19 protein-coding genes are annotated in these 13297 nt (G+C 72.5%); 12 read left to right on the top strand and 7 right to left on the bottom strand.

Translation table 11 applies throughout. The features are described 5' to 3' along the window. Nucleotides 1–107: 107 nt before the first annotated feature. The gene (locus tag SXIN_RS00840; protein ID WP_019708332.1) at nucleotides 108–806 is read right to left on the bottom strand and encodes a lysophospholipid acyltransferase family protein; all 699 of its coding nucleotides are present in this window, start codon (nucleotides 804–806) and stop codon (nucleotides 108–110) included. Between the two features lie 98 nt (nucleotides 807–904). Here SXIN_RS00840 and SXIN_RS31800 point away from each other — a divergent pair, with 98 nt between their 5' ends. The 11 genes from SXIN_RS31800 to SXIN_RS00790 all read left to right on the top strand — a co-directional run bounded on the left by SXIN_RS31800 (nucleotide 905) and on the right by SXIN_RS00790 (nucleotide 6946). Beyond that, nucleotides 905–1033, top strand: coding sequence for a transposase (locus tag SXIN_RS31800; RefSeq protein ID WP_238153632.1), 129 nt, complete (start codon nucleotides 905–907; stop codon nucleotides 1031–1033). Nucleotides 1034–1318: 285 nt separating this feature from the next. After that, a complete protein-coding gene (locus tag SXIN_RS00835; protein ID WP_039820937.1) occupies nucleotides 1319–1660 on the top strand; it encodes a gas vesicle protein GvpO in 342 nt (113 codons plus the stop codon). A 13-nt stretch (nucleotides 1661–1673) separates the two neighbouring features. Continuing rightward, a complete protein-coding gene (locus tag SXIN_RS00830) occupies nucleotides 1674–2165 on the top strand; it encodes a gas vesicle structural protein GvpA (RefSeq protein WP_019708334.1) in 492 nt (163 codons plus the stop codon). A 3-nt stretch (nucleotides 2166–2168) separates the two neighbouring features. Then, on the top strand, nucleotides 2169–2909 hold the full coding sequence (locus SXIN_RS00825; RefSeq protein WP_095756409.1) for a GvpL/GvpF family gas vesicle protein: 741 nt from the start codon (nucleotides 2169–2171) through the stop codon (nucleotides 2907–2909). A 1-nt stretch (nucleotide 2910) separates the two neighbouring features. Further along, entirely contained in the window at nucleotides 2911–3180 is a 270-nt protein-coding gene (locus SXIN_RS00820; protein WP_019708335.1) for a gas vesicle protein GvpG, read from the top strand. Next, nucleotides 3180–4019 carry a hypothetical protein gene (locus tag SXIN_RS31120; RefSeq protein ID WP_019708336.1) on the top strand — a complete coding sequence of 280 codons (840 nt, stop codon included), beginning with the start codon at nucleotides 3180–3182 and terminating at the stop codon, nucleotides 4017–4019. Before SXIN_RS00820 ends, SXIN_RS31120 begins: the two co-directional genes overlap by 1 nt. Before the next feature lie 6 nt (nucleotides 4020–4025). Beyond that, nucleotides 4026–5087, top strand: coding sequence for an SRPBCC family protein (locus SXIN_RS00810; RefSeq protein ID WP_019708337.1), 1062 nt, complete (start codon nucleotides 4026–4028; stop codon nucleotides 5085–5087). 9 nt (nucleotides 5088–5096) lie between these two features. Continuing rightward, nucleotides 5097–5474: a gas vesicle protein gene (locus SXIN_RS00805; RefSeq protein ID WP_019708338.1), complete on the top strand. Its 378-nt coding sequence runs from the start codon at nucleotides 5097–5099 to the stop codon at nucleotides 5472–5474. Next, nucleotides 5471–6421, top strand: a complete 951-nt coding sequence (locus SXIN_RS00800; RefSeq protein ID WP_095756408.1) for a GvpL/GvpF family gas vesicle protein — start codon at nucleotides 5471–5473, stop codon at nucleotides 6419–6421. Before SXIN_RS00805 ends, SXIN_RS00800 begins: the two co-directional genes overlap by 4 nt. Continuing rightward, nucleotides 6411–6668, top strand: a complete 258-nt coding sequence (locus tag SXIN_RS00795) for a gas vesicle protein (RefSeq protein ID WP_019708339.1) — start codon at nucleotides 6411–6413, stop codon at nucleotides 6666–6668. Before SXIN_RS00800 ends, SXIN_RS00795 begins: the two co-directional genes overlap by 11 nt. A gap of 14 nt (nucleotides 6669–6682) precedes the next feature. Then, nucleotides 6683–6946 carry a gas vesicle protein K gene (locus tag SXIN_RS00790; RefSeq protein ID WP_039820943.1) on the top strand — a complete coding sequence of 88 codons (264 nt, stop codon included), beginning with the start codon at nucleotides 6683–6685 and terminating at the stop codon, nucleotides 6944–6946. Nucleotides 6947–7238: 292 nt separating this feature from the next. Here SXIN_RS00790 and SXIN_RS31440 read toward each other — a convergent pair whose 3' ends face one another. The 5 genes from SXIN_RS31440 to SXIN_RS00770 all read right to left on the bottom strand — a co-directional run bounded on the left by SXIN_RS31440 (nucleotide 7239) and on the right by SXIN_RS00770 (nucleotide 11777). After that, nucleotides 7239–7397 (bottom strand): hypothetical protein, encoded by a 159-nt coding sequence (locus tag SXIN_RS31440; RefSeq protein WP_019708341.1) that lies wholly within the window; start codon nucleotides 7395–7397, stop codon nucleotides 7239–7241. An 84-nt stretch (nucleotides 7398–7481) separates the two neighbouring features. Beyond that, a complete protein-coding gene (locus tag SXIN_RS00785) occupies nucleotides 7482–8432 on the bottom strand; it encodes a cytochrome c oxidase assembly protein (RefSeq protein ID WP_019708342.1) in 951 nt (316 codons plus the stop codon). Between the two features lie 142 nt (nucleotides 8433–8574). Further along, entirely contained in the window at nucleotides 8575–9600 is a 1026-nt protein-coding gene (locus SXIN_RS00780) for a 6-phosphofructokinase (RefSeq protein ID WP_039820939.1), read from the bottom strand. Nucleotides 9601–9779: 179 nt separating this feature from the next. Further along, entirely contained in the window at nucleotides 9780–10508 is a 729-nt protein-coding gene (locus SXIN_RS00775) for a type 1 glutamine amidotransferase (RefSeq protein ID WP_019708344.1), read from the bottom strand. Nucleotides 10509–10538: 30 nt separating this feature from the next. After that, nucleotides 10539–11777 (bottom strand): Mur ligase family protein, encoded by a 1239-nt coding sequence (locus SXIN_RS00770; protein WP_019708345.1) that lies wholly within the window; start codon nucleotides 11775–11777, stop codon nucleotides 10539–10541. A gap of 211 nt (nucleotides 11778–11988) precedes the next feature. Between SXIN_RS00770 and def the strand changes: the two genes are divergently transcribed. Next, the gene (def, locus tag SXIN_RS00765; RefSeq protein ID WP_095756407.1) at nucleotides 11989–12579 is read left to right on the top strand and encodes a peptide deformylase; all 591 of its coding nucleotides are present in this window, start codon (nucleotides 11989–11991) and stop codon (nucleotides 12577–12579) included. Nucleotides 12580–12601: 22 nt separating this feature from the next. Here def and SXIN_RS00760 read toward each other — a convergent pair whose 3' ends face one another. Further along, entirely contained in the window at nucleotides 12602–13246 is a 645-nt protein-coding gene (locus SXIN_RS00760) for a TetR/AcrR family transcriptional regulator (RefSeq protein WP_019708346.1), read from the bottom strand. Between the last annotated feature and the right edge of the window lie 51 nt (nucleotides 13247–13297).

Here is a 13297-nt window from a genome sequence, read left to right as displayed (position 1 = left end):
ACTCATCGGCCGCCGGGCGCCGCCGGCGGGACACCGGCCGGGGAACGGGAGGGCGCCGCGCACCCGGCGGTCGGGGAGTCCGCGCACCGCCGGGTTTCCCGGTGCGGTCAGTCCCGGGAGCCGGACCGGTCCTTCTGCTGCGCCTTGGCCTCGTTCGCGTAGAGGTCGACGTACTCCTGGCCGGAGAGCTTCATGATCTCGTACATGATCTCGTCGGTCACGGCGCGCAGCACCGCCCGTTCGCCCTCCATGCCCGCGAAGCGGGAGAAGTCCATCGGTTCGCCGAAGCGGATCGTCACCCGGCCGGGCCGCGGCAGCCGGCGTCCCGGCGGCTGGATCTCGAACGTTCCCTGCATGGCGCACGGCACCACCGGGACCCCCGCCCGGATCGCCATGACGGCCACCCCGACGCGGCCCTTGTAGAGCCGGCCGTCGTGCGAGCGCGTGCCTTCCGGGTAGATCCCGAGCAGCTCGCCGCTTCCCAGCACCTTGAGTCCTTCGGTGATGGCGGCCTGCCCGGCCTGTCTGCCCGAGCGGTCCACCGGGATCTGGCCGATGCTGCGGAAGAAGGCGGCCGTCAGCCGGCCCTTGAGCCCGGGGCCCGTGAAGTACTCCGCCTTGGCGAGGAAGGTGATACGGCGGCGGAGGATGGCCGGCATCAGGAAGTGGTCCGAGAAGGACAGGTGGTTGCCGGCGACGATCGCGGCCCCGTCCTCGGGCACGTGCTCCAGGCCCTGTATCCGGGGGCGGAAGGTCAGCCGCAGCAACGGCCCGAGAAGCACGTACTTGAGCACGTAATAGAACACAGGTCGGCTCCCGACTGCACCGTATCGGCCCTGGGTCGCGTCCCGTGAGGTCCAGGGTGGAAGGAAGGGGATCAGTTTATGGGCAGGCGTTGCCGCGTGTGACCACTTCTGACCGGCCCCCTTCCGGGTCCATGTGCGTCAACTGCGGCCTGGTGGCACACGCCGACCACGTCGGCGCACTCAACGTCAAACACAGGGCCGGGCTGGTCCTCTGCGCCGGTGCCTAGCCACCGACACAGGAAGCCCGCGACTTCAGTCGCGGGTGGAGTCACCGTTCGTTCCTCCGTGCCTTGCCTCACGACGACGACGCCTTGCGCGTGACCTGAGGGTGGTTCGCCAAACACGGTGACGCCCCACGGGGTTCGGACAGCCGGCCCCGTTCACCGGGGGCGGTGCCGTGGACCCCCGGCCGACGGGAGACGCGGGCCGCCGCCCCCGGGGCCGGGCCCCGGTGATCCGTCCGGCCCATCAGCGTGTGCGGCTCCACACGCCCTGTGAACACACTGGTGCGCATGGCAGCAGAGCAAAAGGTACGTACGCGGCGTACCGCTACGAAAACGGCCGAGCCGCGACGGGAGTCCCGCACCGGCCCGGTGGAAGCGGCCCAGAACGCGTGCCGCGATCTGGCCGGTCTGATCGGTTACCCGGCGGAAGGCGTGTCCGCGGTGTGCCGGACGGAGGACGGCTGGCGGGTCGACATCGACGTCCTGGAACTCCAGCGCGTCCCCGACACCACCAGCTTGCTCGCCACCTACCAGGTGGATGTCGACCGGACAGGAGAACTGCTCCAGTACCGCCGGGTCCGCCGCTTCCGGCGCGGTGCGTCGGACGACTGGCCCGCCGGCCACCCCTGAGAGGACCGCCCCCATGACCACGACCACCTATAACGACGGCATGGTGTGTGTGCCGCGCGCGGGCACGCTCTACGACACCCTCGAACTGATCCTCGATCGCGGCATGGTGATCGACATCTTCCTCCGGGTCTCCCTGGTCGGCATCGAGATCCTCAAGATCGACGCACGCATCGTGGTGGCCAGTGTCGACACCTATCTGCGGTTCGCCGAGGCCTGCAACCGCCTCGACCTGGAGTCCGACAACCGCAGCCGGACCGTCCCCGAGCTGTTCGGCGGTGGCGCCGGTGTGGCGGGCGCGGTCGGCAAGAGGAAGGCGGGCAAGGCCGCCGGATCGCTCGGCGAGAAGGTGCGGGACGTGGTCGGCGGCGACTCCGAGAAGGACGAGGAGTACGAGACGGAGGCGGAGAAGCGGCCCGCACCGCGCAAACGCACCGCCTCCCGCCGGCGCGCCGAGTCCACGGCGAGCCGCGGCACCACCCGTACCCGCTCGGCGAAGAAGGGCTGAACGGTGACCGCACCGGGTCTCTACGTCTACGGCGTCGTCCGGGCAGGACGCGCCCTGCCCGCCGGACGGAAGGGGGTCGGCGACCCGCCCGGGCCGCTGCGGCTGATCGGCCACGGCGGGATCGCGGCGGTCGTCAGCCCGGCGCCGCCCGGTCTCCGCGCCCGGCGCCGGGATCTGATGGCGCACCAGGAACTGCTGCTCGACCTCGCCGCCGGCGGCCCCGTGCTCCCGATGCGGTTCGGCATGGTGGCGCCCGACGAGGACACCGTGCTGCGGGACCTGGCCGCCGGCGAACGGGAGCGGTCCGCCGCGCTGACCCGGCTCGACGGCCGGTGCGAACTCAACCTCAAGGCGTCGCCGGTGGAAGGCGGGCTGGCCGCCCTCCTGCGGGAGGACGAGCGCGTCCGGCGGCTCCGGGACGAGGTGCGCGGCCGCCCGAGTTACCAGGGCAGCCTCCGGCTGGGCGAGTCGGTGGCCGCGGGGCTCGCCCGCCGGGCGAAGACCGCCACTGACCAGGTGCTGCGCGCCTGTGCCCCGCTGGCCGAACAACGCGTCGAAGGCCCCGAGGTCCAGGGTTGCGTGCGGAACGTCTCCTTCCTCGTCGGCCGGGACCGCGAGGCCCCGTTCCGGGCGGCGGTGGAGCGCCTGGCCGCCGAGCACCGGGACGCGGTGGAACTGCGGCTCACCGGACCGCTGCCCTGCTACAGCTTCGTGGACCCCGCCTCCGTACCGGCGTCGGCCTGAGATGGGACTCCTGACCGAGCTGGCCCTGCTGCCGCTGGCCCCCGTGCGGGGCGTCGTGTGGATCGCCAACCGCATGACGGACGCCGCGGAGGACGAACTGCACGATCCCGCGGCCGTCCGCGCGCGGCTCGTCGTGCTCAACCAGGCACTGGAGAACGGGGAGATCGGCATGGAGGAGTTCGAGCGCGAGGAGGAACGACTGCTGGATCTGCTGGAACGGCGATCCGGAACTGCCGTGGTCGGAGCGGAAAGAGGAACGGGACACCACTGATGAACGAGAACACCAAATCCGCCCTGGCGGCGGGAGTCGTGGGGGGCTACCTCCTGGGACGCACCCGGAAGGCGAAGCTCGTCCTGGGGCTGGCCTCCCTCCTCGTCGGCCGGGGAATGGGGATCAGCCCGCAGAACCTCGTCACCGACGGAGTGCGCAAACTGACGTCGTCCCCGCAGCTCGGTGCACTGGGCGAGCAGGTGCGCGGGGAACTGCTGGCCGCGGGGAAGGCGGCGGCCGCCGCCGCGGCCAACCGCCGGCTCGACTCGCTGGCGGATGCCATCCAGGAGCGGACCCGCGCCCTCCAGGAGGACACCGAGGAAGGCGAAGAGGAAGGCGAAGAGGAAGAGGAGCCGGAGGAGGAAGGCCCCGAGGCGGAGGAGGAAGAGGAGGAGCCCGAGGGGGAGGAGGAAGAAGAGGGCCCCGAAGCCGAGGAGGAGGAAGAGGAGGAAGAGGAGGAGCCCGACGAGGAAGAAGAGGAAGAAGAGGAACCCGAAGCCAAGGAGAAGCGGCGGGCCCCCAAATCCGGCGGAAAGCGGGCAGGGAAGAAGCCGGAAGCCCGGAATCCGGCGCAGAAGAAGCCCGCGGAGAAGAAGCCCGCGCGGAAGAAGGCCCAGCCGAAGAAGGAAACCGCTGAGAAGCCGGCCGCCAAGAAGCAGGCCGGCGGGGGAGCCCGGAAGAAGGCCCCGGCGAAGAAGGCTCCGGCGCGGAAGAAGCCCCAGGCGAGGAGGGCTCCCGCCAAGAAGAGCGCTCCGGCGAAGAAGACCGCAGCGAAGAAGTCACCTGCTCGCAAGGCCGCGGCGGAGAAGTCGGCCGCCCGGTCCGGCCGTCGGAGGTAGCGGATCATGCCCGAGAAGGACCAGAACGGGAACGGCTCCGGTGTCGACCGGCTCCGTAAGGAATTCGGTGACTACCTCGGCGCCAAGTCGCAGCGGTTGGTGGAATCGGCCGGCGGCCGGTTGTCCGATCTCACCGGACGTCTCACCGACGCGGCCGAGAACGGCGGCTCGCTGCCCAAGGTCGGCGCCCGCGTGCTGGGCGGGGAATCCCCGGCGAAGGCATTCATGGGCGAGAAGGCCAAGGGAGTGAAGGACAACGTCGTGGGCAAGGCCAAGGAAGCGGTCGGCGCCGGGGGCGGCGAGGGCAAGGGCAAGAAGAAGCCCGGTGACGTCAAGGTTACGAATATCGTCGAGACGCTGGACGTCGGCCTCTCGCTGCGCACCTGCTACGACTACTGGTGCCAGTTCGAGGACTTCAGCGGCTTCATGAAGGGCGTACGCCACGTCTCCAAGTCGGACGAGACGACCTCGGACTGGAAGGCCAAGGTCGGTCCGTCGACCCGCGGCTGGCAGGCGACGATCGACGAGCAGATTCCGGACGAGCGCATCGTCTGGAACTCCGAGGGCGCCAAGGGCACCACCCGGGGATGCGTCTCCTTCCACGAGCTCGCGCCGAATCTGACGCGCATCGTGGTCGTCGTGGAGTACTACCCCTCCGGCTTCTTCGAGAAGACCGCCAACATCTGGCGGGCCCAGGGCCGCCGGCTGCGGCTCGACCTCAAGCACTTCCAGCGGTACGTGACGCTGGGCGCGGAGGAGGAGCCCGAGGGCTGGCGCGGCGAGATCCGCGACGGCGAGGTGGTCCGCAGCCACGAGGACGCGATGGAAGAGGAGGAACGCGAGGGCGAGGAGGGGGAGGAGGAGCAGGAAGGCGAAGAGGGCGAGGAGGAGCAGGAGGGCGAAGAGGGCGAGGAGGAGGACGAGGAAGAAGAAGACGAGGAGGACGAAGAGGACGAGGACGAGGAGGACGAGGAGGACGAATACGAGGACGGAGAAGAGGACGAGGAGGAGGACGAAGACGAGGACGAAGACGAGGAGTACGAAGCGGAGGACGAGGAAGAGGAGTGAGCGGGCACCATGACCACGACGATTGAGACCCCGCACGCGCCGGGTTCCGGAGCCTGCTGCACCTACGGCCCCACCACGGCCAACCTCGCCGACATTCTCGAACGCGTCCTCGACAAGGGCATCGTGATCGCCGGCGACATCAAGATCGACCTCCTCGACATTGAACTGCTGACGATCCGCATCCGGCTCTTCGTCTCCTCCGTCGACACGGCCCGCAAAGCCGGCATCAACTGGTGGGAGACGGACCCCGCCCTCTCCACCCGCGCCCAGCAGGACCGGCTCAGCGAGGAGAACCAGGCTCTCCGGGACCGGATCGCGGCACTGGAACAGGGCTGCGAGGAGCCGGAGGAGCGGGGCGCCGGACAGCGGGAGCGTGCCCGGGCATGACCGCGATCCCCTCCCCGTCCGCCACCGTTCCCGCCGACGGCACCCCCGGGACCCGGGTGGTGCCCGCCGGCGCCCCGGCCGCTCCGCCGGCCTCCGCCGGTTCCACGCTCACCTGCGTCTTCGTGGTCTGCCGGGGCGGCGATCCCGCCCCGGCCCTCGCCACCACCCCCGGCCATCGCGGCGGAGGGCCCCTCCGGGCTCTCCCCGCGGGCGCGTTGACGGCGGTCGTCCAGGACGTGCCCGCGGCCGCGTTCTCGGAAGAGGCGCTGCGGACGCGGCTGTCCGACCCCGGCGAGCTGGAGCTCTGCGCCCGGGCGCACCACGCCGTGGTGGCCGCGGTGGCGGACCACGCGTCCGCGATCCCCTTTCCGCTCACCACCCTCTACCGCGAGGACGGACGCGTCCGCGCGGCGCTGCGGGCCAAGGAGCCGGGGCTGCACGCCGTGTTCGACCGGATCGCGGGACGTGTCGAGTGGGGGGTCAAGGTCTACGCCGCTCCGCTCCCCGCCGCCCCGGAGACCGGTGACCGGACCGCTGACGCCCGGGACCCGGAAACCACCGCGGAAACCGGCACGGCCCCGGACCGGGGGACACCCGCCCCCGGCACCGGCCGCGCCTACCTGGCGCGGGTCCGCGGCCGGCACCGTGCGCGGGAGGAGCGGCGGAACGCCGCCCTGCGAGCGGCCGAGCAGGTGGACACCGCCCTGCGCGGCATCTCGGCCGCTGCCCGGCGCCTGCGCGTCCACGACGTCCGGCCGGCCGGTGACCAGCGCACCCAACTGCTGAACGCCGCCTATCTCATCGACCGGGACCGCGACGAGACCGTGGCCGCCACCCTCCGGCGGCTGCGCGCGGACCCCGGCACCGCCGGCGTGCACATCGAGGTCACCGGGCCCTGGGTGCCCTACTCCTTCGCGGCCACCGGGGACGGCGACGATGACGGCTGACACGGCGGCCGGGACGGCCGCGGCCACCGCGCTCTCCTGGGACGAACGCCCCGAGGGAGCCGCCGGCCCGATCGGCGTACCCCTGGTGGACCTCCTGGACCGGGTGCTCGCGACCGGTGTCGTCCTCAGCGGCGACATCGTCATCGCCATCGCCGAGGTGCCCCTGGTACGGGTCTCCCTGCACGCGCTGCTCTCCTCGGTCAGCGAGCGGATGCCCGCCCCGTGGCCCGACGAGGGACCGCTGTGAGCGGCGGCCGGCGGATGGACGTCGAGCCCGACACCGTCGCCCGCGACCTGGTGGCCCTCGTCCTCACCGTCGTCGAACTCCTCCGGCAGCTGATGGAGCGGCAGGCGATCCGCCGTGTGGAGGAGGACGACCTCACCGAGGACCAGATCGAGCGCATCGGGACGACGCTGATGCTGCTGGAGGAGCGGATGGCCGAACTCCGCGAACGGTTCGGGCTGCGCCCCGAGGACCTCAACCTCGACCTGGGCCCCCTGGGAACCCTGCTGCCCCGCGACTGATCCCGCCCCGTTCCCCGTTCCCGCGCCGTGCGGAACCGGGAGCGGGGCAGCGCCGCGCCGCGCGGCTCGCTGTGATCTCTCCGGTGACGTTCCGCGCGGCGCTCCGCTCCGGACGTTCTGGGCCGCCGGGTCGCCGGGCCGGTGAATACCCGCGGCAAACCACTCGTTCAGACGCTGCCCGGCCGGTGACCGGACGGCTCACCCCCGGACCTCGTCGCCCCCGCCCGCCGCCCTCCGTCCGCACCGGGGACGACCGCGGGTGTCCGGGAGTCCCGTACGCCGCCGCGGCGTCTCACCGGCTCCGCAGTGCCACCGCACCGGCCGTGACCCCGGCCAGCACGATCCAGCCGAACCACAGCCAGCCGCTGCCGCCGAGGGCCGCCGTGTACGCGGTCACCACGACCAGGGCGGCCACCGTGGCGACCGTCAGGGTCTTCACCGATCCGGACATGCCGCATCCTCCTCCCGGCGGTCCCCGCGCGGACGCGCGGACCGCGGCCAGGAGTCCATCGTCACCCCGAAGCGGCCTCCGCCGCTACCGACCGCGTGACTGGAGTGACGCCAGGTAGGCGTTGTAGGCGGTCAGCTCCTGGTCGCCGTCACGGTCCGCGGCCCGGTCGGAGCGCCTGGCCTGCCGCTCCTCCGAGCCGTGCCACTGGTAGAGCAGGGCCACCAGCACGATCACCGAGGGGATCTCGCTGAACGCCCAGGCGATGCCGCCCGCCGCCTGCTGGTCGGCCAGCGCGTCGAGCCCCAGCGACACGGGCGGGTCGGCGTACGTCCCGACCATCGGCGCCGTCGCCATCATCAGCGCGATGCCGAAGAACGCGTGGAAGGGCATCCCGGCGAAGAGCTCCAGCATCCGCATGATGTAACCCGGACGGTGCGGCCCCGGGTCCACGCCCATGATCGGCCAGAAGAAGGCCAGGCCCACCGCCAGGAAGTGCACCATCATCGCGATGTGCCCGGCGGTGCTGCCCATCAGCCAGTCGAAGAGCGGGGTGAAGTACAGCCCGTAGAGGCTCGCGATGAACATCGGGATGGTGAACGCCGGGTGCGAGATGATCCGCACATAGCGGCTGTGCAGCAGCGCCACCAGCAGCTCCCGCGGGCCGCGGTGGCCGCGCCGTGCCGTCGGCAGGGCCCGCAGCGCGAGCGTCACCGGCGCGCCGAGCAGCAGCAGGATCGGCGAGACCATGCTGATCACCATGTGCTGCACCATGTGCACGCTGAACATGACCATGCCGTACTCGTTGAGCCCGGTGGACATCACCAGCACGATGCTGGCCAGGCCCGTGACCCAGGCGACCGTGCGGGCCACCGGCCAGGCGTCACCGCGCCGCCGCAGCCGGAGCACGGCCCAGCCGTAGAGGGCCAGCGCCACCAGGCAGGCGGCGAGGAAGAACGGGTCGCCCGTGAATTCCATGCCCCGGGCGAGGGTGAAGGGCGGCAGGTCCATGGTCATGCCGTGTTCGCCGTGGTCCATCCGCTCTCTCCTCTTGCGCGGGAATACCGCTTTCGCGGGGGTTCCGCGCGATCCGCGCCCTCCGCAGCCACCAGAGTAGAACCGCCCCCGGCCGGAACCCCGGCCGGGGGCGGTCCGGAGCGTTCCGGAGCGTCCCGGCCGGTCAGAGCACGGTCTCGGCCTCGGCGTACCGCTCCCGCGGCACGGTCTTCAGCGACTCGACGGCCTCGGCTATCGGGATCAGCCGGATGTCGGTGCCGCGCAGCGCGGTGATCCTGCCGAACTCCCGGCGGTGCACGGCCTCGACCGCGTGCCAGCCGAAGCGGGTGGCCAGCACCCGGTCGTACGCGGTGGGGGTGCCGCCCCGCTGGACGTGGCCGAGGATGACCGGGCGGGCCTCCTTGCCGAGCCGGTGCTCCAGCTCGGTGGAGAGCTGCCGGGCGACACCGGCGAACCGCTCGTGCCCGTAGACGTCCTTGCCGCCGATGTCGAAGTCCATCGAGCCGGCGCGGGGCTTGGCGCCCTCGGCGACGACCACGATCGCGAACTTCTTCCCGGCCAGGAACCGCTTGCCGACCCGCGCGGTCAGCTCGTCGATGTCGAAGGGCCGCTCGGGGACGACGATGGCGTGGGCGCCGGCCGCCATGCCGGAGTGCAGCGCGATCCAGCCGGTGTGCCGGCCCATGACCTCCACGATCAGTACCCGCTGGTGGGACTCGGCGGTGGTCTTGAGCCGGTCCAGCGCCTCGGTGGCGACGCCCACCGCGGTGTCGAAGCCGAAGGTGACGTCGGTGCCGGCGATGTCGTTGTCGATGGTCTTGGGCACCCCGACGATCGGCAGCCCGGCGTCGGAGAGCAGCCGCGCCGCCTTGAGGGTCCCCTCGCCGCCGATCGGGATGACGGCGTCCAGGCCGAGTTCCTCGACATGGCCCCGGGCCCGCTCCACCCCGTCCACCAGATGGGCCGGCTGCACGCGGGACGAGCCGAGGATGGTGCCGCCGCGGGCGAGGATGCCGCCCACCGCGTCCAGGTCCAGGGTGCGGTAGTCGGCCTCCAGCAGGCCCTTCCAGCCGTCGTTGAAGCCGATGACCTCGTCGCCGTGGTCCGCGACGGCGCGGTGCACGACCGACCGGATGACAGCGTTCAGACCGGGGCAGTCGCCGCCGGACGTGAGCACACCAATACGCATGGCGTATCCAAACCTCTGCAACTCAACCGGAGACCGGACGCCGTCGTCCGGTTGGATCCCCGCCACCCTACAAGCGCGGGGTGGCGGGGCGGGGCGTTGTCCGAGGAGCGGACCGGACTGTTCATCCCGCCGTCAACCGGCGCCGGGCCCCGGCCCGCCCGGCGCCGGCCGGCCCCGGCTCAGGCGGGCTGGGTCGCCGCGGCGATCCGCTCCTGGCGCAGCGCCTCGTACCAGCGGTCGTCGGTCGGCGGCAGCGCGTTCACGTCGAGGGCCAGCTTGAGCAGCAGATCGGCGATCTGCGGATTGCGGGCCAGCACCGGCCCGTGCATGTACGTACCGAAGACGGTGTCGTTGTACGCGCCCTCGGTGCCGTCGCCCGTGCCGTTGCCGTTGCCGAAGCGGACCCGGGCGAACGGGCGCGCGGTCGGGCCGAGGTGGGTGACGCCCTGGTGGTTCTCGAAACCCGTCAGCGGCGGCAGGTTCAGCCGGCCGTCGATGTCGGCCAGGACGTCGCCGACGCACCGGGCGGCCTCGCCCCGGGTACTCACCACGTCCAGCAGGCCGAGCCCCGGCTCCTTCTCGCCGAGGTCGTTGACGAACTCGTGGCCCAGGATCTGATAGCCGGCGCAGACGGAGAAGACGATCGCGCCGTTGGCCACGGCCCGGCTCAGGCCGCCGTCGCGGCGCAGCCGCTCGGCCGCCAGCCGCTGCGGCCGGTCCTCGCCGCCGCCGATCAGATAGATGTCGCCGGAGGTGGGCACCGGCTGGTCGCTGCGGACGTCCACGCGGGAGACCTCCAGGCCCCGCTGGCGGGCCCGCCGCTCCACCACCAGGACGTTGCCCTGGTCGCCGTACGTGCTCAGCAGGTCCGGGTAGACCCAGACCAGGCGCAGGCTGCTGTCGCTCATGCTCGCATTCCTCAAGGTGGTCGGGCGGGGTCAGTTGCCCACGCGGCGGCGGAGGTCCTGGAAGGCCGTGTAGTTGGCGATCACCTCGATGCGTCCGGGCGGCGCCTGTCCCACGGCCTCGTCGGCGTTCTCGCAGACGCGGAAGTCGAGCCCCGCGACCTCCAGCCGTACGGCCAGGTCCAGCTTGCGGTCGCCGATGACGAAGATCGGGTGGCCGGCGAGCCGGCCGTAGTCGACGTCCCACAGCCAGGAGGTGTCGGTGCCGTCCGCGCCGCGGGCGTTGACGGAGAGGATCACCGGGGTGGGCGGCGGGTCGATGAGGGAGAAGGTCTCCAGCCAGCCGGCCGGGTTCTTGGCCAGCAGCAGCCGCAGGTCGCGGTTCTGGAACCGCACGACGTCGTAGCGGCCGGCGACCGCCTGCACCTCGTACATCCGCTCCAGCGCCACCTGCGGGGGCACCCCGAAGTGCGCGGCGACGGCGGCGGAGGTCGCGGCGTTGGCCTTGTTCGCCCGGCCGGGCAGCCGCAGCCGGATCGGCCAGGCCGAGCCGTGCGGGTCCACCACCTGGTCGCCGGCCAGCGCCCAGCTCGGCATCGGGCGGCGGAAGCCGCACTCGGAACAGAACCAGTCGTCGGAGGGCCGCTGGAGCACACCGCCGCAGGACGGGCAGGACCAGGCGTCGTCCTTCCAGGCCTGGCCCGCCGCGACCCACACCACGTTGGGGGAGGAGGAGGCGGCCCAGGCGATCAGCGGGTCGTCGCAGTTGGCGATGACCGTCGCCTTGTTGCCGGCCAGGCCCTCGCGCCACTTCTCGGCGAGCATCCGGGTCTCGGCGGCGCGGTCGAGCTGGTCGCGGGAGAGGTTGAGCAGGGCGATGGCCTTCGGTGTGACGTCCCGCGCGACCCCGGCGAGGTACTTCTCGTCGACCTCGATGACGCCGTACTTGGCGTCCGAACCGCCCGCCAGCGCCGAGGTGATGCCCGCGGGCATGTTCGCGCCCAGCGCGTTCGACACCACGGGGCCGCTGGCGCGCAGCGCCTCGGCGATCAGCCGGGTGGTGGTCGTCTTGCCGTTGGTGGCCGAGACCAGGATCACGTCCAGGTGACCCGCCAGGCGGGCCAGCAGGTCCGGGTCGAGCCGCAGCGCGACCTTGCCGCCGATCACGGATCCGCTGCCGCGGCCCACCGCCCGTGATGCCGCCGCCGCGGCCCTTCCCGCCGTCACGGCCAGCTTGGCCCGCGGCGTCAGCGGGTCCGAGTTGCCTGCCATCGTCCTTGCTCCTCCTCGCATCCGGCGCCGCACCCCCGCCACCCGGCCGGCCGGGTGGAACGGCCCCCTCCGCGCCGAATCACCAGCCGGGAGGGATCGGTCGCCGCTCAGCCTATCGAGATCCGGGCGCGGCCCCGAACCTGCCACCCTTCCGCCACCTTGCTGTTACCCGCCGTCCCGGCCCGGACGGGCCCTCCGTACGCTGGCCGCCATGCGACATGGTGCGATTCCCGGCAGTTCGGGCTCCGTCCGGCCGGTGCGGCTGCTGGGGGATCCGGTGCTGCGCAGGCCCTGCGCGGAGGTCACGTCCTTCGACGGGGAACTGGCCCGGCTGGTGGAGGACCTCTTCGCGAGCATGTACGCCGCCCGCGGCGTCGGCCTGGCGGCCAATCAGATCGGGGTGCCGCTGCGGGTGTTCGTCTACGACTGCCCGGACGACGAGGACCGCAGGCACCTCGGTCACGTGGTCAACCCCCGGCTGGTGGAGACCGGAGGGGTGCCGGTGACCGGACCCGAGGGCTGTCTGTCGCTGCCCGGTGTCGAGGCCGGCACGAGCCGCCTCGACCACGCCGTCGTCGAGGGCCGGGACCGCACCGGCGCCCCGGTGCGGGTGACGGGCAGCGGCTTCTTCGCGCGCTGTCTCCAGCACGAGACGGACCATCTGGACGGCGGGCTCTATCTGGACCGGGTCGCGGGTCTGCGCCGCCGCCGGGCGCTGCGGGCGGTCCGGCGCGCGGCCTGGAACCGGGATCCGGACCGGGCCGCGGCACAGGCGGCGGTCCCGGCCGGGCCGGGTGGCTGAGCGGCTCCCGGCGGCCGGTCCGTCAGAAGCCGGGCCCGCCCGTCCGGTCGCCGGCCTCGGCCAGCTGCCCCCACAGCAGGTCGGCGAGGTGGCGCACCAGGTGGGCGCGGGGTGCGGGGCGTTCCCGCAGCCACCAGTCGCCGGCGGCGTGCATCATGCCGACGATGCCGTGCCCCCAGATCCGGGCCCGCTCGTCGCCGTCGTCACCGAGGACGACCCGCTCGGCGATGACCTGGGCGAGCTCCTCGCCCATCCGGCGCAGCAGCGGGGCGGAGTGGCGGGTGTCGAAGCCCTGCTCGGAGCTGCTCGGCTCCTCGCCCGGGTGCATGAGGAAGCGGTAGACCTGCGGCCGGGACTCGATGGCCGCAAGATAGGTGTCGAGGGTGCGCTCGACGCGCTCGCGGCGGTCGGCCGCCGGGGCGTCGAGGGCGGCGCGCAGGCCGGCGAGCAGGGCGTCGGTGTGCCGGACGGCCAGGGCCCGGTAGAGGCCGCTCTTGTCGCCGAAGTGCCGGTAGAGGATGGGTTTGGTGATCCCGGCCTCGGCGGCGATGGCGTTCATCGAGGCGCCGGGGCCGTCGCGCAGGACCACCCGGTCCGCGGCCTCCAGCAGTTCCTTGCGCCGGCGGCGGGCCGCCCGCTGCTGGTCCTCCCGCTGACTGGTCTCCATGGCGTCTCTCCCACCCCGTCCTTCCGGCTCGGTCCCCGCGACGCAACGTAA

The organism is Streptomyces xinghaiensis S187, assembly GCF_000220705.2.
Lineage (GTDB): Bacteria > Actinomycetota > Actinomycetes > Streptomycetales > Streptomycetaceae > Streptomyces > Streptomyces xinghaiensis.
This window is presented reverse-complemented; position numbering and strand designations above follow the sequence as displayed.

Excerpts from the sequence above, each read along its gene's own strand:
- SXIN_RS00835 (WP_039820937.1), top strand. The coding sequence starts at position 1,319 with ATGGCAGCAGAGCAAAAGGTACGTACGCGGCGTACCGCTACGAAAACG.
- SXIN_RS00830 (WP_019708334.1), top strand. The coding sequence starts at position 1,674 with ATGACCACGACCACCTATAACGACGGCATGGTGTGTGTGCCGCGCGCG.
- SXIN_RS00820 (WP_019708335.1), top strand. The coding sequence starts at position 2,911 with ATGGGACTCCTGACCGAGCTGGCCCTGCTGCCGCTGGCCCCCGTGCGG.
- SXIN_RS31120 (WP_019708336.1), top strand. The coding sequence starts at position 3,180 with ATGAACGAGAACACCAAATCCGCCCTGGCGGCGGGAGTCGTGGGGGGC.
- SXIN_RS00810 (WP_019708337.1), top strand. The coding sequence starts at position 4,026 with ATGCCCGAGAAGGACCAGAACGGGAACGGCTCCGGTGTCGACCGGCTC.
- SXIN_RS00805 (WP_019708338.1), top strand. The coding sequence starts at position 5,097 with ATGACCACGACGATTGAGACCCCGCACGCGCCGGGTTCCGGAGCCTGC.
- SXIN_RS00800 (WP_095756408.1), top strand. The coding sequence starts at position 5,471 with ATGACCGCGATCCCCTCCCCGTCCGCCACCGTTCCCGCCGACGGCACC.
- SXIN_RS00795 (WP_019708339.1), top strand. The coding sequence starts at position 6,411 with ATGACGGCTGACACGGCGGCCGGGACGGCCGCGGCCACCGCGCTCTCC.
- SXIN_RS00790 (WP_039820943.1), top strand. The coding sequence starts at position 6,683 with ATGGACGTCGAGCCCGACACCGTCGCCCGCGACCTGGTGGCCCTCGTC.
- SXIN_RS31440 (WP_019708341.1), bottom strand. The coding sequence starts at position 7,397 with ATGTCCGGATCGGTGAAGACCCTGACGGTCGCCACGGTGGCCGCCCTG.
- SXIN_RS00785 (WP_019708342.1), bottom strand. The coding sequence starts at position 8,432 with ATGGACCACGGCGAACACGGCATGACCATGGACCTGCCGCCCTTCACC.
- SXIN_RS00780 (WP_039820939.1), bottom strand. The coding sequence starts at position 9,600 with ATGCGTATTGGTGTGCTCACGTCCGGCGGCGACTGCCCCGGTCTGAAC.
- SXIN_RS00775 (WP_019708344.1), bottom strand. The coding sequence starts at position 10,508 with ATGAGCGACAGCAGCCTGCGCCTGGTCTGGGTCTACCCGGACCTGCTG.
- SXIN_RS00770 (WP_019708345.1), bottom strand. The coding sequence starts at position 11,777 with ATGGCAGGCAACTCGGACCCGCTGACGCCGCGGGCCAAGCTGGCCGTG.
- def (WP_095756407.1), top strand. The coding sequence starts at position 11,989 with ATGCGACATGGTGCGATTCCCGGCAGTTCGGGCTCCGTCCGGCCGGTG.
- SXIN_RS00760 (WP_019708346.1), bottom strand. The coding sequence starts at position 13,246 with ATGGAGACCAGTCAGCGGGAGGACCAGCAGCGGGCGGCCCGCCGCCGG.